Consider the following 17,941-nt stretch of genomic DNA (forward strand, 5'->3'; position numbering starts at 1 on the left):
CCTCACGGAATCCTCAGGCGTTGACGTCGACGACGGTGCGCCCCCGGATCTGGCCCGCAAGGACGCGTCTCGCGATATCGGGCACGTCGGCGAGGCCGACCACCGTCGTCGTGCGGGCGAGCTTGTTGAGATCGAGATCACGGGCCAGGCGCGACCACGCCTCGATGCGGACATCCTGCGGCGCGTTGACGGAATCGATGCCGGCAAGCGTGACATTGCGCAGGATGAAGGGCAGGACGGTCGCGGGAAGATCGAGGCCCTGGGCCAGACCGCACGCCGTCACGACGCCCCGATATCGGGTCTGGGCCAGCACATTCGCCAGCGTATGGCTACCCACGGAGTCCACCGCACCGGCCCAGCGTTCGCCCGCGATCGGCTTTCCCGGCTCCGAAAGCGTGCGGCGATCGATGATGTCGGCCGCACCGAGGTCACGCAGATAGTCAGCTTCTTCGAGACGGCCGGTCGAGGCGGCCACGCGGTAGCCAAGACCGGAGAGGAGCGCGATCGCAATCGAACCGACCCCGCCATTGGCACCCGTGACGATGATATCGCCGCGATCGGGCGTGATGCCGCCATGTTCGAGGGCCAGTACGCACAGCATGGCTGTGTAACCGGCCGTGCCGATTGCCATGACGTCCTTTGTAGAAAAGGGCGCCGGGATCTTGACCAGCCAGTCCCCGCTCAGCCGCGCCTTCTGAGCATAGCCGCCGTGGTGGGTCTGGCTGAGGCCCCAACTATTCGCGACGACCTTGTCACCCACCGCGATGCCTGGATGGGACGAGGCTTCCACCGTACCGGCCAGATCGATGCCCGGGATCAGCGGAAACTGCTTGACGACGTCGATCCGGCCGCTCAGCGCGCCCGCGTCCTTGTAGTTCACGGTCGAATAATCGACCCTGACCGTGACATCGCCTGGCATCAGATCGGCGTCGTCGAAGTCGGTCACCTTCGTCGAGAGCGCTTCATTCTCTCGCGTGGCTACAAGTGCTCTGAAAGTCATTGCGCTATCCTCCTTTGGGTTGCCGATCACCGCGCACATGCGGATGCGGAAGGCATGGATCGGGTTGATGGGTTTGACGACCGCCTGTTCGGCCGATGGTCGCGTCAGCCGGAAACCGTGGGATAATCGGTGTAGCCCTGCGCGCCGCCGCCATAGAGCGTGGCCGGATTGAGCGGGGCGAGCGGGGCGCCGCTTTTCAGCCGTTCGACCAGATCGGGATTGGCGATGAAATTGTGGCCGAAGGCGAACAGGTCGGCTTTGCCCTCGGCAAGGCGGGACTTGGCCAGCTCAAGATCATAGCCGTTGTTGGCGATGTAGGTATTGCGGAACTTCTTGCGCAGTGCATCGAAATCGAACGGCCTTGCATCGCGCGGCCCGCTTGTCGCGCCCTCGACCACGTGAATGTAGGCGATGCCGAGCCGATCGAGAGCTTCCACGACATGGTTGAACTGCGGTTGCTCGTCTTTCGACGGGACGATGCCGCTTGCCGGCGACGCTGGTGAGAGGCGGACGCCCGTGCGCTGCGCGCCGATCTCGCTTACCACCGTAGCGGTCACGTCGATCAGCAGCCGGGCGCGGTTCTCGATCGAACCGCCATAGGCGTCGGTGCGGACATTGGCGGTTTCGCGCAGGAACTGGTCGAGCAGATAGCCGTTCGCGCCGTGCACCTCGACCCCGTCGAAACCGGCCTCGATCGCATTGGCGGCGGCCTTACGGAAATCCTCGACGATGCCCGGAATCTCCTCCAGATCCAGCGCGCGCGGCTCAGACACATCGGCAAATCCGTTGTTCACGAATGTCTTGGTCTCGGCGCGGATCGCCGAGGGCGCGACCGGGGCTTCACCGCCATGAAGATCGACATGGCTAACGCGGCCGACATGCCAGAGCTGGACGAAGATGCGACCGCCCTTGGCATGAACCGCATCGGTCACCGGGCGCCAGCCTGCGATCTGCTCGGGCGTGTAGATCCCGGGCGTGTTCTGATAGCCTTGAGCCTGCTTCGAGACTTGGGTGGCCTCGGTGATGATGAGCCCGGCGCTGGCGCGCTGGGCATAATAGTCTGCCGCAAACGGGCTCGGCACGAGGTCAGAGCCGGCACGGTTCCGGGTCAGCGGCGCCATGACGATGCGGTTAAACAGATTTAGCGGGCCGAGTTTGTACGGCTCGAAGAGCGAGGGGGTGGACATGTCGCGTTTCTCTCGTGAGGCTGTTTCGTTCGATCACCGGAGTGGCTGCGCGACGGCTCAGACGCCCGCGCGGTAGCGCTCGGCGGGAAGTGCGTTCCGGTAGTTCGGCAGCATGGCCTGGCGCGCGGCCTGAAGCGCGTCCCACTGCCCGGCATCGGGAAGCGGCGGGATGGTGACGGGTTCGCGGCGGTCGAAGCCCACCAGCGCCGCATCGACCAAGTCGCCTATCTCCATCACACCGGAGAACGTGCTGAGGTCGGCGCCGACATGGTCCCAGATCTCCGTCCGCGTCGTGGCGGGAAGCACGGCCTGGACGTAGACGCCCTTCGGGCCGAGTTCGAGGCTGAGCCCCTGCGACAGGAACAGAACGAAGGCCTTGGTCGCACCGTAGACGCTCATGCCGAACTCCGGCGCCAGACCGACCACGGAGCCGATATTGACGATCGCGCCTTCGCCGGCCTTTGCAAGTCGCGGAGTGATGGCGCTGGCCAGCCGCAAGACCGCGGTGGTGTTGAGCGCCAGCAGTTGCGCAACGGTATCGGTGCTCTGCTCGATGAAGCTGCCGCCGATGGCGGTTCCGGCATTGTTGATCAGGATCCCGATGCGCGCGTCGTCGCGCAGCCTCGTCTCCACCGCCGCCAGATCGGCGGGCTGCGTAAGATCGGCCTTGATGATGTCGACCGACACACCCGTCTCCTGACGCAGCCGGTCCGCCAGGGCTTCCATGCGCCCGGTGTTACGGGCGACCAGCACCAGATCGTGGCCGCGCCGCGCGAAGCGCTCGGCATAGGCCGCACCGATGCCGGTGGAGGCGCCGGTAATGAGGACGGACGGTTTGGCGGTCATGGCATTGCCCTTTCGCGGCATCGAAACTATATTCATGACAATCATCATCAATGGGCGTAAATATGATCATCGTCATCAAAATGTCAATGCCGAACGGAGACCCCGGGAATGAAAGTGAGCCAGGATCAGAAGGCGCAGAACCGCAGTCGCATCCTGACTGAGGCAGGACGCCTGTTCCGCGAGAAGGGTTTCGATGCCGTGAGCGTCGCCGAGGTGATGAAGGCTGCCGGGATGACCCATGGCGGCTTCTACGGGCACTTCCAGTCGAAGGACGATCTGGTCGCCCAGACCATCGCGCATGCCGTCGGCAGCCAGTCCGTGATCGACGATCTCAGCGCCTGGATCGACATCTATCTCTCGGACCCCCACCGTGAGCATCCGGATCTGGGCTGCCCGATGGCCGCCCTAGCGGGCTTCATGCGGCAACAGGCCCCCGCGGCACGCGCGTCCATGGCCCAGGTCCTCGCCGCGCAGATCGCCACTCTCACAGACATCATGCCGGGTGAGGATCTCGCCAAGCGCCGCCGGGCGGCCATCGGCAGTTGGTCGGCAATGGTCGGCGCGCTCATCCTCGCCCGATCGATCGATAGCCCCGCGTTGTCGGACGAACTCTTGTCCGAGACTCGGGCCTGGATCGACGACAGAAAGGCGCCCGACAAACCCAGCCCGGCGCAGAAGGGCCGCGCGGCATGAATATGCGGGCATTAAGCGTTAGCGTGGAATCGGCGGGAATATCGGGTTATCGACGGTAAGTCGTTCGCCCAAAAAGCGATCTGGACTCGATCCGCGATCTCCATACAGGCCAGCAGCCGTGATGATGGCTGCATCAACAGGCCGGACACACGGAAGCACCTGAACCCGCGCAACATGCCTCAAAAACCTCTTGCATCCAACAGGGCGTCCACACACGGACATTAGCGAGGTGGGGCACGTCGGCACCTTTGCGCCATCATCTCGGTCATTGATCTGGTGACGACCGCGGCCCAAAAGCATGCGTAATCGGGCGGACCCGCGAGGGTTCAAGCTCCCGTTAGGATCTTGGCAGATCCAAGAGGGAGGAATTAGCGATGTTCTACGCTGCGTTGGACGTGTCGCTGCGCTCGGTGGCGATCTGCATCATCGACCATGACGGGAAGATTTGCCTTGAGCGCTCGGTGCGCTCCGACGTTCCCGATGTCCTTCTTTGCCTCGCGGGGTTCGATCAACCCATCCACCAGGTCGGGTTTGAGGCCGGTGCGCTGACACAGCCCATCACGTACGGACTGACGGAGGCTGGCTACGACGTCGTCTGCATGGAAGCGCGTCAGGTCGCGGCTGCGCTTTCGGCCATGCGGAACAAGACGGACAAGCACGACGCCCGTGGCATCGCCCAGATTCTCCGATCGGGGTGGTACAGCCGGGTGCATGTGAAGAGCGTCGAGAGCCACCACATGCGAGCGCTGCTGACCAGCCGCAAGGTGATGCAGCGCAAGTGCATCGACCTCGAGAACGAGATCCGCGGCCTGCTGCGGATCTTCGGCGTCGTCCTGCCTATCCGGCTATCCCGCGGCGCTTTCGATGTCGCTGTTCGCGAGACGATCGAGACCGACCCTGCGCTCAGCCATGCGCTCCTGCCAATGCTGGAGGCGCGGGCGATGCTCTTCGAGACCTTCACCGAGCTTGATCGGCGGGTGAAGCGGGCTGCGCGCGAAGACGCGATCTGTCGGCGCTTCATGACCGTGCCGGGCGTTGGTGAGATCACCGCCCTGAGCTTCAAGGCTGCCGTGGACGATCCTGCCCGCTTCAAGAGCTCTCGCACGGTCGGAGCTCACTTCGGGCTGACACGTCCGCTTCCCGGTTGAAGTCGCCAATAGCGGACGATCTGCTATCGGCCCCAAACCGGCCATTCGTTGTGTTAGGAGCGAATTTCTGCTTCTGGCGGATACCGTTGAAAAACTCGGCATTGCTGCGGGGGTGAAGTCCTGATTCAGTCGTCCTTGGCGATAGAGGGCGAAGCTGATGATGGGCGAGCGGGCGATGGCGCAGGAGGCGCTGTTCTACGAGTTCAGCCTCGAACGCCACGTGCCGGTCAGTCACTTGATCCGGGCGATCGACCGGTTCGTCGATTTGTCTGGCATTCGTGCGCATCTGCGGCCTTTCTACAGCGACATGGGCCGTCCTTCCGTCGACCCGGAACTGATGATCCGGATGCTGCTCGTCGGCTATTGCTTCGGCATCCGTTCGGAGCGGCGGCTGTGCGAGGAGGTGCATCTCAACCTCGCTTATCGCTGGTTCTGCCGGCTCGGCCTCGAAGGATCAGTTCCCGATCACTCAACTTTCTCGAAGAACCGGCACGGCCGCTTCCGCGATAGCGATCTGCTGCGCGAGTTGTTCGAGGCCACGGTCCGGCGCTGCATCGAGGAAGGCCTGGTGGGTGGTGAAGGTTTCGCCGTCGATGCCAGCCTGATCAAGGCGGATGCGAACAAGCAGCGCTCCGCCGAGGGCTCGGAGGAGGTCGAGTGGAACACCCTCGCCGAAAGCCGCCGCTCGGTTCGGGAATATCTCGACACGCTCGACGAGGCGGCCTGGGGTGCGGCCAGCGAGGTGAAGCCGAAGTTCGTCTCAAGGTCCGATCCAGCGGCACAATGGACTGGAGCCCTGAAGGGACATGCCTTCTTCGCCTATGCCACGAATTATCTGATCGATCTCGACCACGCCGTCATCGTCGATGTCGAAGCTTGCCGCGCCATCCGGCAAGCCGAGGTCGGGGCGGCCCGTACCATGATCAAACGTACGCAGGACCGGTTCGACCTCTGGCCTGCACGCCTCGCCGCCGACAGTGCCTACGGCTGCGCGGAGAACCTCGCCTGGCTGGTCCACGAGCGCGGGATCGAGCCCCACATCCCGGTGTTCGACAAATCCGAGCGCCAGGACGGCTCCTTCAGCCGGTCCGACTTCACCTATGATCGCAATACCGACGCCTATGTCTGTCCTGCCGGCAAGCTGTTGCGGCAGCGACAGAAGGCCTATCGAACGCCGCGGCCGCTGGTCGATGATGACGGCATGATGCGCTACCGCGCCAGCAAGCTGGACTGCGACGCCTGCTCGTTGAAGCCCCGGTGCTGTCCCAATACGCCCGCTCGCAAGATCCCACGCTCGATCCACGAGGGCGCCCGCGATATGGCACGGGACATCGCCGCCACCGACGCCTATGTCACCTCACGACGGCAGCGCAAGAAGGTCGAAATGCTCTTCGCCCATCTCAAACGCATCCTGAAGCTCGATCGGCTGCGATTACGCGGCCCGAACGGTGCTCGCGACGAGTTCCACCTCGCCGCCGCAGCCCAGAACCTCAGGAAGCTCGCCAAGCTCCTCCCGAATGGGACGCAAGCCACGGGAGCCTGAGAAGGAGAGGTTGCACGCCCGACGCGAGCGGTGATGTCACCGCCTTCCAGCACCGACTTTTTCAACGACATCGGCGCTTCCCGTCCATGGGTCGCCTACGCCGTCGCGTCCCAATCTGGCGCGAAGGGCGGGCGCACGAAACGCTGGTCCTTCGGGAGCGCGGCAATGGCGGCGCGGTCCTCTGCGTCGAGGCGGATAGTGAGGGCATCGAGATTGGCTCGCTGGCTCTCGGCACGGGCGGCCTTGGGGATGACCGCGACCCCCGGCTGGTCCAGCAGCCAGGCTATCGCCATCTGCGCGGCGCTGCGGCCATGCTTGGCGCCGAGCGCGGCCAGCGTCGGATCATTCGCTGCCCGCCCCTGCGCCAGTGGTGCATAGGCGGTCAGTGGAATGCCCTTCTGCCGGAGGTAGGCCAGCATCGGCGCCTGCGATAGGAACGGGTGATATTCCAGCTGCACGCTCGCGATCGGCGCGCCAATCTCCTCCACGGCACGACGAAGCATCGGCAGGTTGAAGTTGCACACGCCGATCGCCCGCGTCAGGCGACGCTCGCGCAGCGACATCAGCGCGTCCAACGTCGCCGCCATGTCCATGTCCCGCGAGGGCCAATGGATCATGTAGAGGTCGACATGATCGAGACTGAGCTTGCGCAGGCTGGCGTCGAACGCGCGATGCAGCGCCTCCGGTGCGAGCTGGTCGTGCCAGACCTTGGTGGTGACAAAGAGTTCGTCCCGCGCGACGCCGACACTTGCGATGGCGGCGCCGACGGCAGTCTCGTTCTCATACATCGCCGCCGTGTCGATATGCCGGTAGCCGAGCGCGATGGCGCTTTCGACCACAGGCTGGGCGTCGGCGCCGGGCATGCGGAACGTGCCGAAACCGAGACGGGGGATGGCGACGCCCTGCGTGGTGATGGTTTCCATGATCTTCTCCTATAGGTGCCTGCGGAGCCGGCGGCTCAGGCTGCAGACTTTCCGCGACCGGCTGCCACCATCTCGGCGATGACGCTTTCAATCTTGATGGACCCCTTCCGCGCCGCGCGGCCCTGATCGGCGAAGTCGATCCAGCCTTCATTGAAGCCGTCGATCATACGGACTCGAGGCTCCGGGTTGCGGGTGCCCTGCGCGCGAAAGAGGCTCTCCCATGTCTCGCGCGGCACGATCTCGACCGAGACAGGGCGCCCGAGCGCAACAGCGAAGGCGTGGGCAATATCGTTCGGGGAGACGCGGGCGGGACCCTCGAGCTCGACGACGCGCGTTCCACTCCAGTCCTCGCGCAGCAGGCTGGCGGCGGTGCGGCCGACGTCCTGCGTCGCGATCATCGGGAAGGGCTTGTCGGCGGGCTGCAGGAAGCTGCGCAGCACGCCTTCATCGCGCGCGGCGGGGATATCCCACTGCGCATTTTCCATGAACCAGCCGGGTCGCAGGAAGGTGACCGGCAGGCCGAGTGCGGCCACCGCCTCCTCCAGCAGCGTGCGCTGGGTCAGCAGGTTCTCATGCGGCGCGTCGGCGCCGATGGTCGACAGGCAGACGATTTTGGTGGGGCGAGCCTCTGTAAGAGCTTGCGTCACCGCCTCTATGACGCGACAGGCTTCGGGAAAGCCGGGCTCCGGGTCGAATTCCGACGGCGGCAGGATGAAGACGCCCTCCGCATCCCTAAAGGCGGCGGCAAGGCTTGTCGCGTCATTCATTTCGGCGATGGCGACGGCGCAACCTCTGGCGCGCCACTCGGCCGCCTTGGCTTCGTCGCGCAGCACGGCCCGTACGGGCAGCTGCTCGGCGAGCAAGCTGCGCGCCAGTGCGCCGCCGACCTTGCCGGTGATTCCGGTGATGGCATACATGGTGGTTCTCCAGTGGCATTGGGATCGCGCGGCTCAGGCGAGGCCGGCATAGAGTTCGCGCTCGAAGGCGCCGTAGAGGGCGACCACCCGCTCGTCGTAAAACGGCAGGACCTGCGTGAAGAGTGCGCCGGTGACGTGCTTCACCGGGTCGATCCAGAAATAGCAATTGAGCAGGCCGGCCCAGGAGACGCTGCCGGCCGAACGCCCGTTCGGGCCTGGCTCAGTGTTGATGTCGAACGACAGGCCCCATTTGTGCGGCTGGCCGGGAAACTGGTCGAAGCTGCGGGAGTAGCCCGGCTGCGCCGAGCGCATCTCGTGAACGTTCAGCTCGCCAATCTGGTTTAGCATCATCAGCGCCACCGTCTCGGGCCGCAGGATGCGCACGCCGCCCACTGCGCCGCCGTTCAGCAGCGCCTCCAGGAAGGCCATGTAGTCGCGCGGGGTCGAGAAGGCGCCGCCGCCGCCCATGAAGAATTCCGGCCGCTGCGGCATCTCGAACGGACCGGGCTCCAGCCCGCCATCGGTGCCGCGGCTGTGGAAGGTCGCGACGCGCTTCTTCTGCGCACTTCCGATCAGGAAGCCGGAATCCTTCATGCCGAGCGGGTCGAAGATGTTCTCGCGGAAATACACCTCCAGCGACTGGTCGGAGACCGCCTCGACGAGCTTGCCGACCCAGTCCAGGCTGATGCCATATTCCCAGCGCTCGCCGGGATCGAATTCCAGCGGCGCGGTGAAGGCGGCGTTCTTGCAGGTGGCGATGTCCGGCATGCCGGTGACCTGCTGGTAGCGGGTCAGCGCTTCGCTCCAGATCGAATAGGTGAAGCCGGAGGTGTGGGTCAGCAGGTGGCGCACGGTGATCGCCCGCTTGGCGGGGCGAAGGCGCGGCGTGCCGTCAGCGGCATAACCCTCGAGGACCTGGGGCACGGCCAGTTCCGGCAGGTATTTCGACGCTTCGTCATCGAGATTGATACGCCCCTGCTCGACCAGCTGCATGCAGGCCGTCGCGGTGAAGGCCTTGGTCATCGACAACAGCCAGAACACGGTGTCGACCGTCATCGGCGCTCCGGTTGCGGCGTTCGATGTGCCAAAGGTGCCCTCGTAGACGAGGCCCTTGCGCGTCGCTGCCATGGCGACGACGCCGGCAACATCGTTGCGGGAGACACCGCCCCGCAGGGCGGCATCGATGCGCTCGCGCTCGGCAGGGAGGCGGCAGGTCGCGTCGCGGCAAAAGCCGGGCGGACGGCGTCGAGCGCCAGAAGTCCGCCCAGCAAGCCGCCGCGCTGGAGAATGGTTCTGCGAGTCATCGGGTTCATCACCGGCTCCTTTCGGGGATCGCAAGAACGCGGCCTTTGGCTGCTCGCCCGCGATGGTGTTGCGATGAAGCGGTTCTACGCCGTGCCGCCGGGTGACTCACGCGCATTACTATCAGTGCTATGCTGACTGAGGTTCACTCTTGGCCGACGACGGAGCGCGCGAGGCATGGTGTTCGACACGCGACTTCTGACCGGAGTGGGCGTCATGGCCGCGGTCACCGAGGCGGGCAATTTTGCCCGCGCCGCCGAAATGCTGGGCCTGACGTCTTCCGGGGTGAGCCGGGCCGTCGCGCGGCTGGAGGCCCGGGTCGGCGTGCGGCTGTTCGACCGCAACCCGCGCGAAGTCAGCCTGACGGAAGAGGGGCGACGCTTCCACGCGCAGGTGGTGCCACTGCTTGCCGGATTGGAGGAGGCCGCGTCCGAGGCCGCCGGTGCCGCAGCGGTGGTGCGCGGACGGCTGCGTGTCTCGGTGGACCCGTGGTTCGCGCGCATGATGCTGGCGTCAAAGCTGCAGACGTTTCTGCAGCGCCATCCCCAGCTGTCGGTGGATGTCTCCACCAGCAATTATCGCGAGGAGATGATGGCGGGCTTCGACGTGGCCGTGCGCTTCGGGCCGCCGGATGCATCCTCTCTGATCGCCCGCAAGCTGCTGGAGACCCACGTGGTGACGGTGGCCGCCCCCGACTATCTGGAGCGGCACGGGGAGCCGCACTCGCCGCACGACCTCGCCCATCACGAGGCGCTGCTGTTTCGCGATCCGCAGACCGGTCTGCCCTTCCCTTGGGAATTTAACCGCGACGGTGAGTTCGTCGAGGTCAAGGTCTCCAGCCGCCTAATGCTGGACGACCCCTCTGTCGCAATATCCGCGTGTGTGGCGGGCCAGGGGATCTTCCAGAGCCTCGCGGTCGGTCTCGCGCCCTTTCTGTCACGCGGCGACCTCGTGCAGGTTCTGCCGGAGTGGTCGGATGAGCTTTATCCGCTCTACGCCTATCATCCCTCGCGTCACCTGCCGCCGGCAAAAGTCCGGGCCTTTCTGGACTTCGTACGGGAGATCGCGCTGGACGCCGGGGTGGCGTGAACCAGGGCGGTGTGAATGTCGGATTGTCGGCGCGCGTCGAATGTCCAGAGTTGGCGCTAGGTGAACGTTGCACTCGTCATCTTGAAAGCCGCGGACTTCCTTGCCATCTGTCGCGCCGGACTTTTCATCGACGCGACGGGATCCTATGATGATCGAGACCAGCGAAAACCGCCCTTTCGAGGCCGATGTTTCCCGCTTGCTGCACATGATGGTGCATTCGGTCTATTCCGACCGCGATGTGTTCCTGCGCGAGTTGGTCTCTAACGCGGCGGACGCCTGCGAGAAGCTTCGCTACGAGGCGATCACCAGCCCGGAACTGCTCGGCGGCGACGCCGAGCTCGGCATCACCATCTCCGCCGATCCCGAGGCTGCCACGCTCACCATCGCCGACAATGGCATCGGCATGAGCCGCGACGAGATGATCGAGGCGCTCGGCACCATCGCCCGCTCCGGCACTCGCAATTTCGTCGACCGCATCGCGCAGGCTGAGGGCAAGGAAGGCGCCCAACTGATCGGCCAGTTCGGCGTCGGCTTCTACTCGGCCTTCATGGTGGCCTCACAGGTCGAGGTGATCAGCCGCCGCGCCGGCAGCGACGAGGCGTGGCAGTGGGCCTCTGACGGCAAGGGCGAGTTCTCGGTCTCGCCGGTCGCGCTGGAAGACGCTCCGGCGCGCGGCACAAGTGTGGTGCTGCACCTGACCGAGGAAGCCAAATCCTATGCCGAGCGCTGGACGCTGGAGCGCATCGTCAAGGAGCAGTCCGGCCATGTGCCTGTGCCGATCAGCTTCGTCGAGAAGCCCGGCGAGGAGGCCACCTCGCTTTCGGATGGAGCGGCGCTGTGGACGCGTTCCAAGTCCGAGATCACCTCGCAGGAATATACCGACTTCTACCGCAGCGTCGCCGGCCAGTATGACGAGCCAGCGCTCACCGTGCATTTCCGCGCCGAGGGCCGGCACGAATACACCGCGCTCGCCTTCGTGCCGGGCGCGCGACCGTTCGACCTATTCGACGCCGACCGCAAGGGCCGCATCAAGCTCTATGTGAAGCGCGTCTTCATTACCGACGATGCCGAGCTTCTACCGCGCTATCTGCGCGTCGTGCGCGGCGTGGTGGATAGCGCCGACCTGCCGCTCAACGTCTCGCGCGAGATGATTCAGGACAGCCCGCTGCTCGGCGCCATCAAGAAAGGCGTCACCAACCGGGTGATCTCCGAGCTGTCGAAGCTCGCGGAATCGGACGCCGAGGCGTTCGGCAAGGTGTGGGAGAATTTCGGTGCGGTGATGAAGGAGGGCCTCTATGAGGACTTCGAGCGCCGCGAGCAGTTGCTGAACCTCGCGCGCTTCAAGACCACGGCTTCGGGCGAAGGCACGCGCAGCCTCAAGGATTACGCGGCGGGGCTGAAGGAGAACCAGACCGCGATCTATTACATCGCCGGCGACGACGCCGCGCGGATCGCCAACTCGCCGCATCTCGAAGGTTTCCGTGCGCGTGGCATCGAGGTGCTGCTGCTGGCCGATCCGGTAGATGCGTTCTGGGTGGCGAGCGGGATCGACTATGAGGGCAAGCCGTTCAAGTCGATCACGCAGGGCGCCGCCGATCTCGGGCTGATCCCGCTGCTCAACGCCGAGGCTGCGCCTTCCAGTGAGGCGGGCGAGGAGGTCGTCGCGCTGATCGCCGCTATGAAGGACGTGCTCGGCGACGAGGTGGCCGATGTGCGCGCCTCCGACCGCCTCACCGATAGTGCGGTGTGCCTTGTGGCCAGCGAGAGCGGGCCAGACCGGCAATATGAGCGCTTCCTCGCCGCTTCCGGTCGCCTCGGCAGTGCGGCAAAGCCGATCCTTGAGATCAACCCGAAGCACGCGATGATTGTCGGCCTTGCCGGCCATTCTGACGACGCTTCACGCGCGGATGTCGCGCATCTCCTGCTCGATACCGCGCGCGTGCTCGATGGCGACCGGCCGGGCGACGCGAAGGCGTTCTCGGAGCGCATGACCCGACTGGTGACGCGCAGCTTCGGGGCGTGAAGCAAGGGTTGGCCGGCGGCCGCGCGTGCCGCCGCCGGTACTCGCTCAGGCCTGCCGTGCCTTCATCGCGGTGACCGACATGCAGAGAATCTCGAACAGCACCTGAGCGGCGGCGTGGGAAGTGGCGTGCGCTCCTTGATCAACCGGAGCTAACGCGCCATTGCTGCGTAACGGACGATCGAACGTCCGCATCCCTACTTTCTGCGTTAGAAACGCGTGTAGTGCGTGAAGCAGTGAAGCCGGCTGCCCTGTGTCGGTGCAACTGCATCAAGCTCCCGATATCCCTGCGAATGCGCCGGAGTTCCGGCCAGGGAAACTGCCGCCCTTCTGCGCCATCAGCGCCGACGGCAATGAGCACGTCGAGCTTTGCTGAAAGACCGCGCAGAGACGTGGCGTCTGCCGCAAAGAGCCTCGCGATCAAGCGCTCTTCATCGGCGGATGCCGCCGTCTCTTCCTGCCGGGTGACGGAATAGCCGATAGCGTGATCCGCGTCGTCCCAGCGCTGCTGATGTGCGCGCAGCGCCTCCGCGACTTCGACGCGCCGTGTGCAAAGCGATGGCAGATCGACCGTAAGCTCATCGAGCTGCCGCAACGAGCCGATCCGAATCGGCGACGGCAGCTCGGCTACAGTAAGGACCGCCTGCGGAAAACCGATCGTCCGCGCCAGTTCGGATTCCATTCGCTGCTGTTTCCGGCACAGAGCAAGCGTGCGCCGATGCGCGGCGCGCCACGCCTCCCATGCAAGGACAGCCGCATCCGCTGCGCCGCCATCCTGCGGCGCAGCTGCAGCGGAATTGTTGAAGGAGGTGCCGCCGATCGTCATCAGGGCGGCAGAGAGAACGTCCCTCCGGGATGGTCTGGACAGACTCGTGCTAATCTCAGAATCAGCCATGATCCGAGCTCCACTCAGCTTGGGTGTGGTCAGGCCGGGCGCGTGGTGCAAACACGCGTTCGGCCGTCATGAGTCACCAAAGGTACACTTCTGTAGATCGATGAACAATAAAAATCACCATATTATGGTGACTTCGTGACCCCGGCGCAGTGCAGGATGGCGCGCGCGGCGTTGACGTGGGGAGTGCTCGATCTCGCTCGCGAGGCTTCTATTTCCACGCAGACGATCGTGCGTTTCGAACGCGGTGAACAGCTTCGTTCTTCAACCGTTTCAGCGATGCGGGACGCTCTCGAAGCCGCCGGCATCGAATTCATTCCAGAGAACGGCGGCGGTGTCGGCGTGCGCTTCCGCAAACCATCAGCGTCCGAATAAGGATGCGTTGGCTGCAGCTGACGCGTGAAGAAGCTGCGGGCTCAACGCAGCTCGACGGCAGTTTTGTTGCAATGTTTCAGCACGGGAGCGGACACTCGTTCGCATCTTCGATTGAGGTTCGACAGCAGCGCGACTGCGGCCTAATCGGCATTTGACCGCAAACTCGCGGCATCAATATTCGCCCCTACCAGGCTGGCTGCAGCAGCTGAGGCGGCGTTAGCGCGTCATAGGTTGACCTGGGCAGTAGCTGACGTTGATCGGTTCCAGCTTCATAGTATATTTGGCATGTATTTTTTGCTTATTTTAGCCAGAGATAAAGCATAGGGGATTGATGGCCAGAGATAAAGCATAGGGGATTGATGGCAAGATAAAGCGGATTTTAAATCCGCGCGGGCGGTGCCCTTAGTGCGTTGTCTGCACGTTGTTTTCCGTGCCGGAAAACGGATCTTAGTGGCTTTTTGAAAGGTGCTAGTTTGCACCCTGATCGTTCAAACTATTGATAGATTTCTAGTTTTCGCGCGCATGCGCAATGTGCGCTCCGCCAGGCCTGCGCCAGAGACGACGTTTCCACGCTATACTTTGATCGATTGAATTTCACCTTGCAGGAAGCGATTGCGCGGCCAAACCTGCGATCATGACACGCCGCGACGACGATGATTTCCGCATCACGCCGGGCCGCCCGCGAAGCCGTGACACGCGGCTGAAGACGCACGAGCTACCGTTCGTCCAGCAGGCGCTGATTGCCACGCGCCATGCCGGTGGCGGGGCGCGGTCGAGTGGTGGAGTTGCCTGGGAAGGGGGCGGCAGCGGCCGGTTCAATGCGCGGGGGCGCGGCGCCAAGGTGATGGCGTCGCTGCCGCGCGACAGTGGTGGATGGCAGAGCGGTTCGTCCGGCCGGTTCCGTTCTCGCCGCGTCGTGGTCAAGGCGCGGGTGGTGAGGCTTGCCGGAAATGGGAAGAGCGCGCGGGCCCCGAAGATGCGCGGCGCCGTCTCGGTTGGCGCGGTCGGGGCTCATCTGCGCTACCTCGAACGTGACGGCGTCACCCGCGACGGCGAGAAGGGCCGCGCCTACTCGGCGGTTGGTGACGAAGTCGACGCCAAGGTCTTCGTGGAGCGGAGCGGTGAGGATCGCCACCAGTTCCGCTTCATCGTCGCACCGGAGGATGCCGCCGAGCTCGGCGACCTGAAGCGCTTCACCCGTGACCTGATGCGGCAGATGGAGAGTGACCTCGGGACCAAGCTCGACTGGATCGCCGTTGATCATCACAATACGGGCCACCCGCACAGCCACATCCTCGTGCGTGGCGTGCTGGATGATGGCCGTATCCTCAACATCGCCGGCGACTACATCGCCCATGGCATCCGCCATCGGGCGAGCGAGCTGATGACGCTGGAGCTCGGCCCGCAGACCGAGGTCGAGCTGCAGAACAAGCTGCGCCATGAGGTGGACGCCGACCGCCTCACCCGACTGGACCGGATGATGATCGCCGAGCAGCGGGACCATGGTGTCCTTGATCTGCGGCCGGACGCTGGCGAGAGCTACCTCGTACGGACCAACCGGCATTTCCTCATCGACCGGGTGAAGCGGCTGGAGAACTTCGGTATCGCGGAGGAGATCGAGCCCGGACGCTGGAGCATTGCCGAGGGAGCGGAGCGCACGCTCCTGGCACTGGGCGAGCGCGAGGACATTCTGCGCACCATGCACCGCGCGCTGACCGATCACGGGCTCGCTGACGAGCGCGGCGCCGAACAATACGTCACCCATGGCAATCGCATCTCCCATGCCCTCGTCGGACGCGTGCTCGACAAGGGACTGGCCGGAGCTGAGATGGGCGAGCGGTTCTATCTGGTCATCGATGGGGTGGACGGACGCACCCATCATGTCGAGACCAGCGACGCCTCCCGGCTGGACGACATCAAGCGCGGCCACATCGTCGCGCTCGACCCGCTGCCGACGAGATCAGCCCCACGACCTGCGGACCTCAACATCGCCTCCATGGCCGAGAGGAGCGGCGGCATATATCGGCCGAGCGAGCATCTGGAGCTGGCGCGCCCGGCGATCGAGCAGCAGCGCGGCGATCCGGATGCCTTCATTCGCGCTCATGTGCGCCGGCTGGAATCGCTACGCCGCGCGGGCCATATCGAGCGCATCGATGCGGATCACTGGAAGATCCCGGACGATCTTCCCGAGCGCGGCATCGCCCATGATGCGCGAACCGAGCGGAAGGACTTTGCGGTGCGCACGCTCTCCGCCTTCGATCTCGACCAGCAGGTTGCCAGCGATGGCGCCACCTGGCTCGATCGGGAACTGGCCTCACGCCAACGCACCGAGCTTTCCGACGCGGGCTTCGGCCGCGAGGTGAACGACGCTCTGGAGCGTCGCCGTCAGAGCCTCGTCGATCAAGGGCATGCCGTGCGGCTGGAGAACGGCAATATCCGTGCGCCGCGCGACATCCTCGCCCGGCTTGAGGCGGTCGAAGTCGATCGGGTCGGACGTGCCATAGCGGCGGAGCGCGGCCTGGCCTACGCTCCGAGCCAACCGGGCGACTATGTGTCCGGCCGGCTCGCCGGCTCGGTCAATCTGGTCAGCGGGCGTTTCGCCATGATGGACGACGGTCTCGGCTTCCAGCTCGTGCCTTGGCAGCCCGTGCTGGAGAAGCAGATCGGCCGGCACATCTCCGGTGTCTCCCGCGACGGCGGGGTCGAGTGGAGCCTTGGCCGCAATCGGGGACTTGGGCTTTAGATCGAGCTTTCCTGCGGCGGCGGTGTCTCCAGATCAGGATCGGCCGGCAGCGGAGAGAAGGGGTCGACTTCCGGGAACAGCGTGCGTTCACGCAGCCAATCGCCAAACGAGGCGGGATCGAGCGCACGCTCCAGTTCGCTGAGGCGCTGGCGAGACCAGTCCAGCATGCGCTGCGTCTCGGTGTCCTCGATCCCCTCCGCCCAGACGATCCACGAGCGCAGCTGGTCAGCCCTGCGGCCCATCTCGACAATCTCGTCGAGCAGTTCGTCGCGCTCCGTTTCGCGCTTCGTGCGCGCCTCCGTCCGCTTCCGGTTCTCCTCCGCGCGGCGGCGTAGACGTACATTGCGCTCGTCTTTGAGACGGTCATCGCGCCGGTAGTCGATCCAGCCGTGGAGTTCCTCGATGATGGAGTTGAGTTGGGCCTCTAGGGTCGCACGAGTGTTGTCCCGCCAGTTGCGACGGCGCTGGTCCATGCTCCAGGCTTCAATGGAGATCGTCAGCTCACCGCTCGGGATGAAATCGAACTCGGGATATTGGCGTTCGTAGGCGAAATCCCAATCACGGTAGCGGGCCGAGCGCCGATAGCGTTCCTCCGCCTTCAACTCATCGACCGTCGGATCGTGCTTTCGGCGCTTTATCGTCTCCGCCAGGATGAAGGGCACCTTGTCGACGCCCCGGCGAACTTCGACGTGCTTGCCCGCGAGGGTGCAGGAAATTTCCCGCGCCTCCATCCCGCGCGCGATGCTGTCGAGAATGAAGATCGCCCTCTCGATCGAACCGGCTCCCAGCCGCATCGACAGCAGGCCTTCCCCGCTAATGGCGATGATGCCGTCGTGATCCGGCTTGGCGTGGCGCAGCGTATGGGCGGTCAGCGATACGGCAGTGTGGGGGCTGTTCACCCGGCTGCACTCGATCGTCCGTGTGTTCGGCTCTCGCGGCTTCATGAGCCGGCGAGGCGCGCTCGCTGCCTTGCGCGCCCGTTCGAGGCGCTCCTCTACGAACGGATCTGACGGGCTCGTCGGATCGAGGCTGATGAGCTCGACCGCGGGATCGGCCGAGGAGGCAAAGATTGTCTGCCTCGGGTTCTTGCCGGCCGCTCGGTCACGCCAATAGGCTCCCGTCGGCAGCGGCACGCGATGCTGGACGCAGAGATCTTTCAACCGCCAATGCGAAAGGCCGAGTTTGCCGGCGACGGCCTCAAGCGGCTCGGCCCAAACGAGATCGTACATCTCGCGGCGGGTGATATGGGCAATCATGCGGATA

Annotated in this window: 15 protein-coding genes; 7 read left to right on the top strand and 8 right to left on the bottom strand. The window is 64.7% G+C overall.

The features are described from left to right. Nucleotides 1-13: 13 nt before the first annotated feature. The 3 genes from acuI to KHC28_RS06605 form a co-directional block, all read right to left on the bottom strand. Nucleotides 14-1,000: an acrylyl-CoA reductase (NADPH) gene (gene acuI, locus KHC28_RS06595; protein WP_214007552.1), complete on the bottom strand. Its 987-nt coding sequence runs from the start codon at nucleotides 998-1,000 to the stop codon at nucleotides 14-16. A 104-nt stretch (nucleotides 1,001-1,104) separates the two neighbouring features. Continuing rightward, a complete protein-coding gene (locus KHC28_RS06600) occupies nucleotides 1,105-2,187 on the bottom strand; it encodes an alkene reductase (RefSeq protein ID WP_214007553.1) in 1,083 nt (360 codons plus the stop codon). Nucleotides 2,188-2,244: 57 nt separating this feature from the next. Then, nucleotides 2,245-3,033 carry an SDR family NAD(P)-dependent oxidoreductase gene (locus KHC28_RS06605; protein ID WP_214007554.1) on the bottom strand — a complete coding sequence of 263 codons (789 nt, stop codon included), beginning with the start codon at nucleotides 3,031-3,033 and terminating at the stop codon, nucleotides 2,245-2,247. A gap of 108 nt (nucleotides 3,034-3,141) precedes the next feature. On the opposite strand from KHC28_RS06605, the gene KHC28_RS06610 reads away from it, so the two are divergent. The 3 genes from KHC28_RS06610 (at nucleotide 3,142) to KHC28_RS06620 (ending at nucleotide 6,417) form a co-directional block, all read left to right on the top strand. Next, nucleotides 3,142-3,726, top strand: coding sequence for a TetR/AcrR family transcriptional regulator (locus KHC28_RS06610; protein WP_214007555.1), 585 nt, complete (start codon nucleotides 3,142-3,144; stop codon nucleotides 3,724-3,726). A 374-nt stretch (nucleotides 3,727-4,100) separates the two neighbouring features. Then, the gene (locus tag KHC28_RS06615) at nucleotides 4,101-4,874 is read left to right on the top strand and encodes an IS110 family RNA-guided transposase (RefSeq protein ID WP_214007556.1); all 774 of its coding nucleotides are present in this window, start codon (nucleotides 4,101-4,103) and stop codon (nucleotides 4,872-4,874) included. A gap of 157 nt (nucleotides 4,875-5,031) precedes the next feature. Continuing rightward, nucleotides 5,032-6,417, top strand: coding sequence for a transposase (locus KHC28_RS06620; RefSeq protein ID WP_214007557.1), 1,386 nt, complete (start codon nucleotides 5,032-5,034; stop codon nucleotides 6,415-6,417). A gap of 95 nt (nucleotides 6,418-6,512) precedes the next feature. Here the strand turns inward: KHC28_RS06620 and KHC28_RS06625 are convergent, their stop codons facing one another. Genes KHC28_RS06625 through KHC28_RS06635 form a run of 3 tightly spaced genes read right to left on the bottom strand, consistent with a single transcriptional unit; the run spans nucleotide 6,513 to nucleotide 9,385 of the window. Then, complete coding sequence (locus KHC28_RS06625; RefSeq protein WP_214007558.1) at nucleotides 6,513-7,340, bottom strand: aldo/keto reductase; 828 nt, start codon at nucleotides 7,338-7,340, stop codon at nucleotides 6,513-6,515. Between the two features lie 35 nt (nucleotides 7,341-7,375). Next, on the bottom strand, nucleotides 7,376-8,257 hold the full coding sequence (locus KHC28_RS06630; RefSeq protein WP_214007559.1) for an NmrA family NAD(P)-binding protein: 882 nt from the start codon (nucleotides 8,255-8,257) through the stop codon (nucleotides 7,376-7,378). A 33-nt stretch (nucleotides 8,258-8,290) separates the two neighbouring features. Continuing rightward, a complete protein-coding gene (locus KHC28_RS06635; RefSeq protein WP_246564429.1) occupies nucleotides 8,291-9,385 on the bottom strand; it encodes a serine hydrolase domain-containing protein in 1,095 nt (364 codons plus the stop codon). 351 nt (nucleotides 9,386-9,736) lie between these two features. On the opposite strand from KHC28_RS06635, the gene KHC28_RS06640 reads away from it, so the two are divergent. Continuing rightward, a complete protein-coding gene (locus KHC28_RS06640; RefSeq protein ID WP_214007560.1) occupies nucleotides 9,737-10,648 on the top strand; it encodes a LysR family transcriptional regulator in 912 nt (303 codons plus the stop codon). A gap of 148 nt (nucleotides 10,649-10,796) precedes the next feature. Next, the gene (htpG, locus tag KHC28_RS06645) at nucleotides 10,797-12,671 is read left to right on the top strand and encodes a molecular chaperone HtpG (RefSeq protein ID WP_376772617.1); all 1,875 of its coding nucleotides are present in this window, start codon (nucleotides 10,797-10,799) and stop codon (nucleotides 12,669-12,671) included. Nucleotides 12,672-12,810: 139 nt separating this feature from the next. On the opposite strand, the gene KHC28_RS06650 is transcribed toward htpG, so the two are convergent. After that, nucleotides 12,811-13,563: a hypothetical protein gene (locus tag KHC28_RS06650; protein ID WP_246564431.1), complete on the bottom strand. Its 753-nt coding sequence runs from the start codon at nucleotides 13,561-13,563 to the stop codon at nucleotides 12,811-12,813. A gap of 156 nt (nucleotides 13,564-13,719) precedes the next feature. On the opposite strand from KHC28_RS06650, the gene KHC28_RS06655 reads away from it, so the two are divergent. Continuing rightward, nucleotides 13,720-13,935 (top strand): transcriptional regulator, encoded by a 216-nt coding sequence (locus KHC28_RS06655; RefSeq protein ID WP_214007562.1) that lies wholly within the window; start codon nucleotides 13,720-13,722, stop codon nucleotides 13,933-13,935. A 634-nt stretch (nucleotides 13,936-14,569) separates the two neighbouring features. Then, nucleotides 14,570-16,678: a DUF3363 domain-containing protein gene (locus KHC28_RS06660; RefSeq protein ID WP_214007563.1), complete on the top strand. Its 2,109-nt coding sequence runs from the start codon at nucleotides 14,570-14,572 to the stop codon at nucleotides 16,676-16,678. On the opposite strand, the gene KHC28_RS06665 is transcribed toward KHC28_RS06660, so the two are convergent. Continuing rightward, complete coding sequence (locus tag KHC28_RS06665) at nucleotides 16,675-17,934, bottom strand: hypothetical protein (protein ID WP_214007564.1); 1,260 nt, start codon at nucleotides 17,932-17,934, stop codon at nucleotides 16,675-16,677. The two genes, KHC28_RS06660 and KHC28_RS06665, sit on opposite strands and share 4 nt — an antisense overlap. Nucleotides 17,935-17,941 lie beyond the last annotated feature (7 nt).

Source organism: Ancylobacter sonchi (assembly GCF_018390695.1).
GTDB classification, from domain to species: Bacteria; Pseudomonadota; Alphaproteobacteria; order Rhizobiales; family Xanthobacteraceae; genus Ancylobacter; species Ancylobacter sonchi.

Bases quoted from the DNA above. Each gene is read 5' to 3' on its own strand.
- KHC28_RS06650 (WP_246564431.1), bottom strand. From the start codon at position 13,563: ATGGCTGATTCTGAGATTAGCACGAGTCTGTCCAGACCATCCCGGAGG.
- KHC28_RS06640 (WP_214007560.1), top strand. From the start codon at position 9,737: ATGGTGTTCGACACGCGACTTCTGACCGGAGTGGGCGTCATGGCCGCG.
- KHC28_RS06635 (WP_246564429.1), bottom strand. From the start codon at position 9,385: ATGGCAGCGACGCGCAAGGGCCTCGTCTACGAGGGCACCTTTGGCACA.
- KHC28_RS06630 (WP_214007559.1), bottom strand. From the start codon at position 8,257: ATGTATGCCATCACCGGAATCACCGGCAAGGTCGGCGGCGCACTGGCG.
- KHC28_RS06625 (WP_214007558.1), bottom strand. From the start codon at position 7,340: ATGGAAACCATCACCACGCAGGGCGTCGCCATCCCCCGTCTCGGTTTC.
- KHC28_RS06660 (WP_214007563.1), top strand. From the start codon at position 14,570: ATGACACGCCGCGACGACGATGATTTCCGCATCACGCCGGGCCGCCCG.
- acuI (WP_214007552.1), bottom strand. From the start codon at position 1,000: ATGACTTTCAGAGCACTTGTAGCCACGCGAGAGAATGAAGCGCTCTCG.
- KHC28_RS06655 (WP_214007562.1), top strand. From the start codon at position 13,720: ATGGCGCGCGCGGCGTTGACGTGGGGAGTGCTCGATCTCGCTCGCGAG.
- KHC28_RS06600 (WP_214007553.1), bottom strand. From the start codon at position 2,187: ATGTCCACCCCCTCGCTCTTCGAGCCGTACAAACTCGGCCCGCTAAAT.
- KHC28_RS06615 (WP_214007556.1), top strand. From the start codon at position 4,101: ATGTTCTACGCTGCGTTGGACGTGTCGCTGCGCTCGGTGGCGATCTGC.
- KHC28_RS06605 (WP_214007554.1), bottom strand. From the start codon at position 3,033: ATGACCGCCAAACCGTCCGTCCTCATTACCGGCGCCTCCACCGGCATC.
- KHC28_RS06610 (WP_214007555.1), top strand. From the start codon at position 3,142: ATGAAAGTGAGCCAGGATCAGAAGGCGCAGAACCGCAGTCGCATCCTG.
- KHC28_RS06620 (WP_214007557.1), top strand. From the start codon at position 5,032: ATGATGGGCGAGCGGGCGATGGCGCAGGAGGCGCTGTTCTACGAGTTC.
- KHC28_RS06665 (WP_214007564.1), bottom strand. From the start codon at position 17,934: ATGATTGCCCATATCACCCGCCGCGAGATGTACGATCTCGTTTGGGCC.
- htpG (WP_376772617.1), top strand. From the start codon at position 10,797: ATGATCGAGACCAGCGAAAACCGCCCTTTCGAGGCCGATGTTTCCCGC.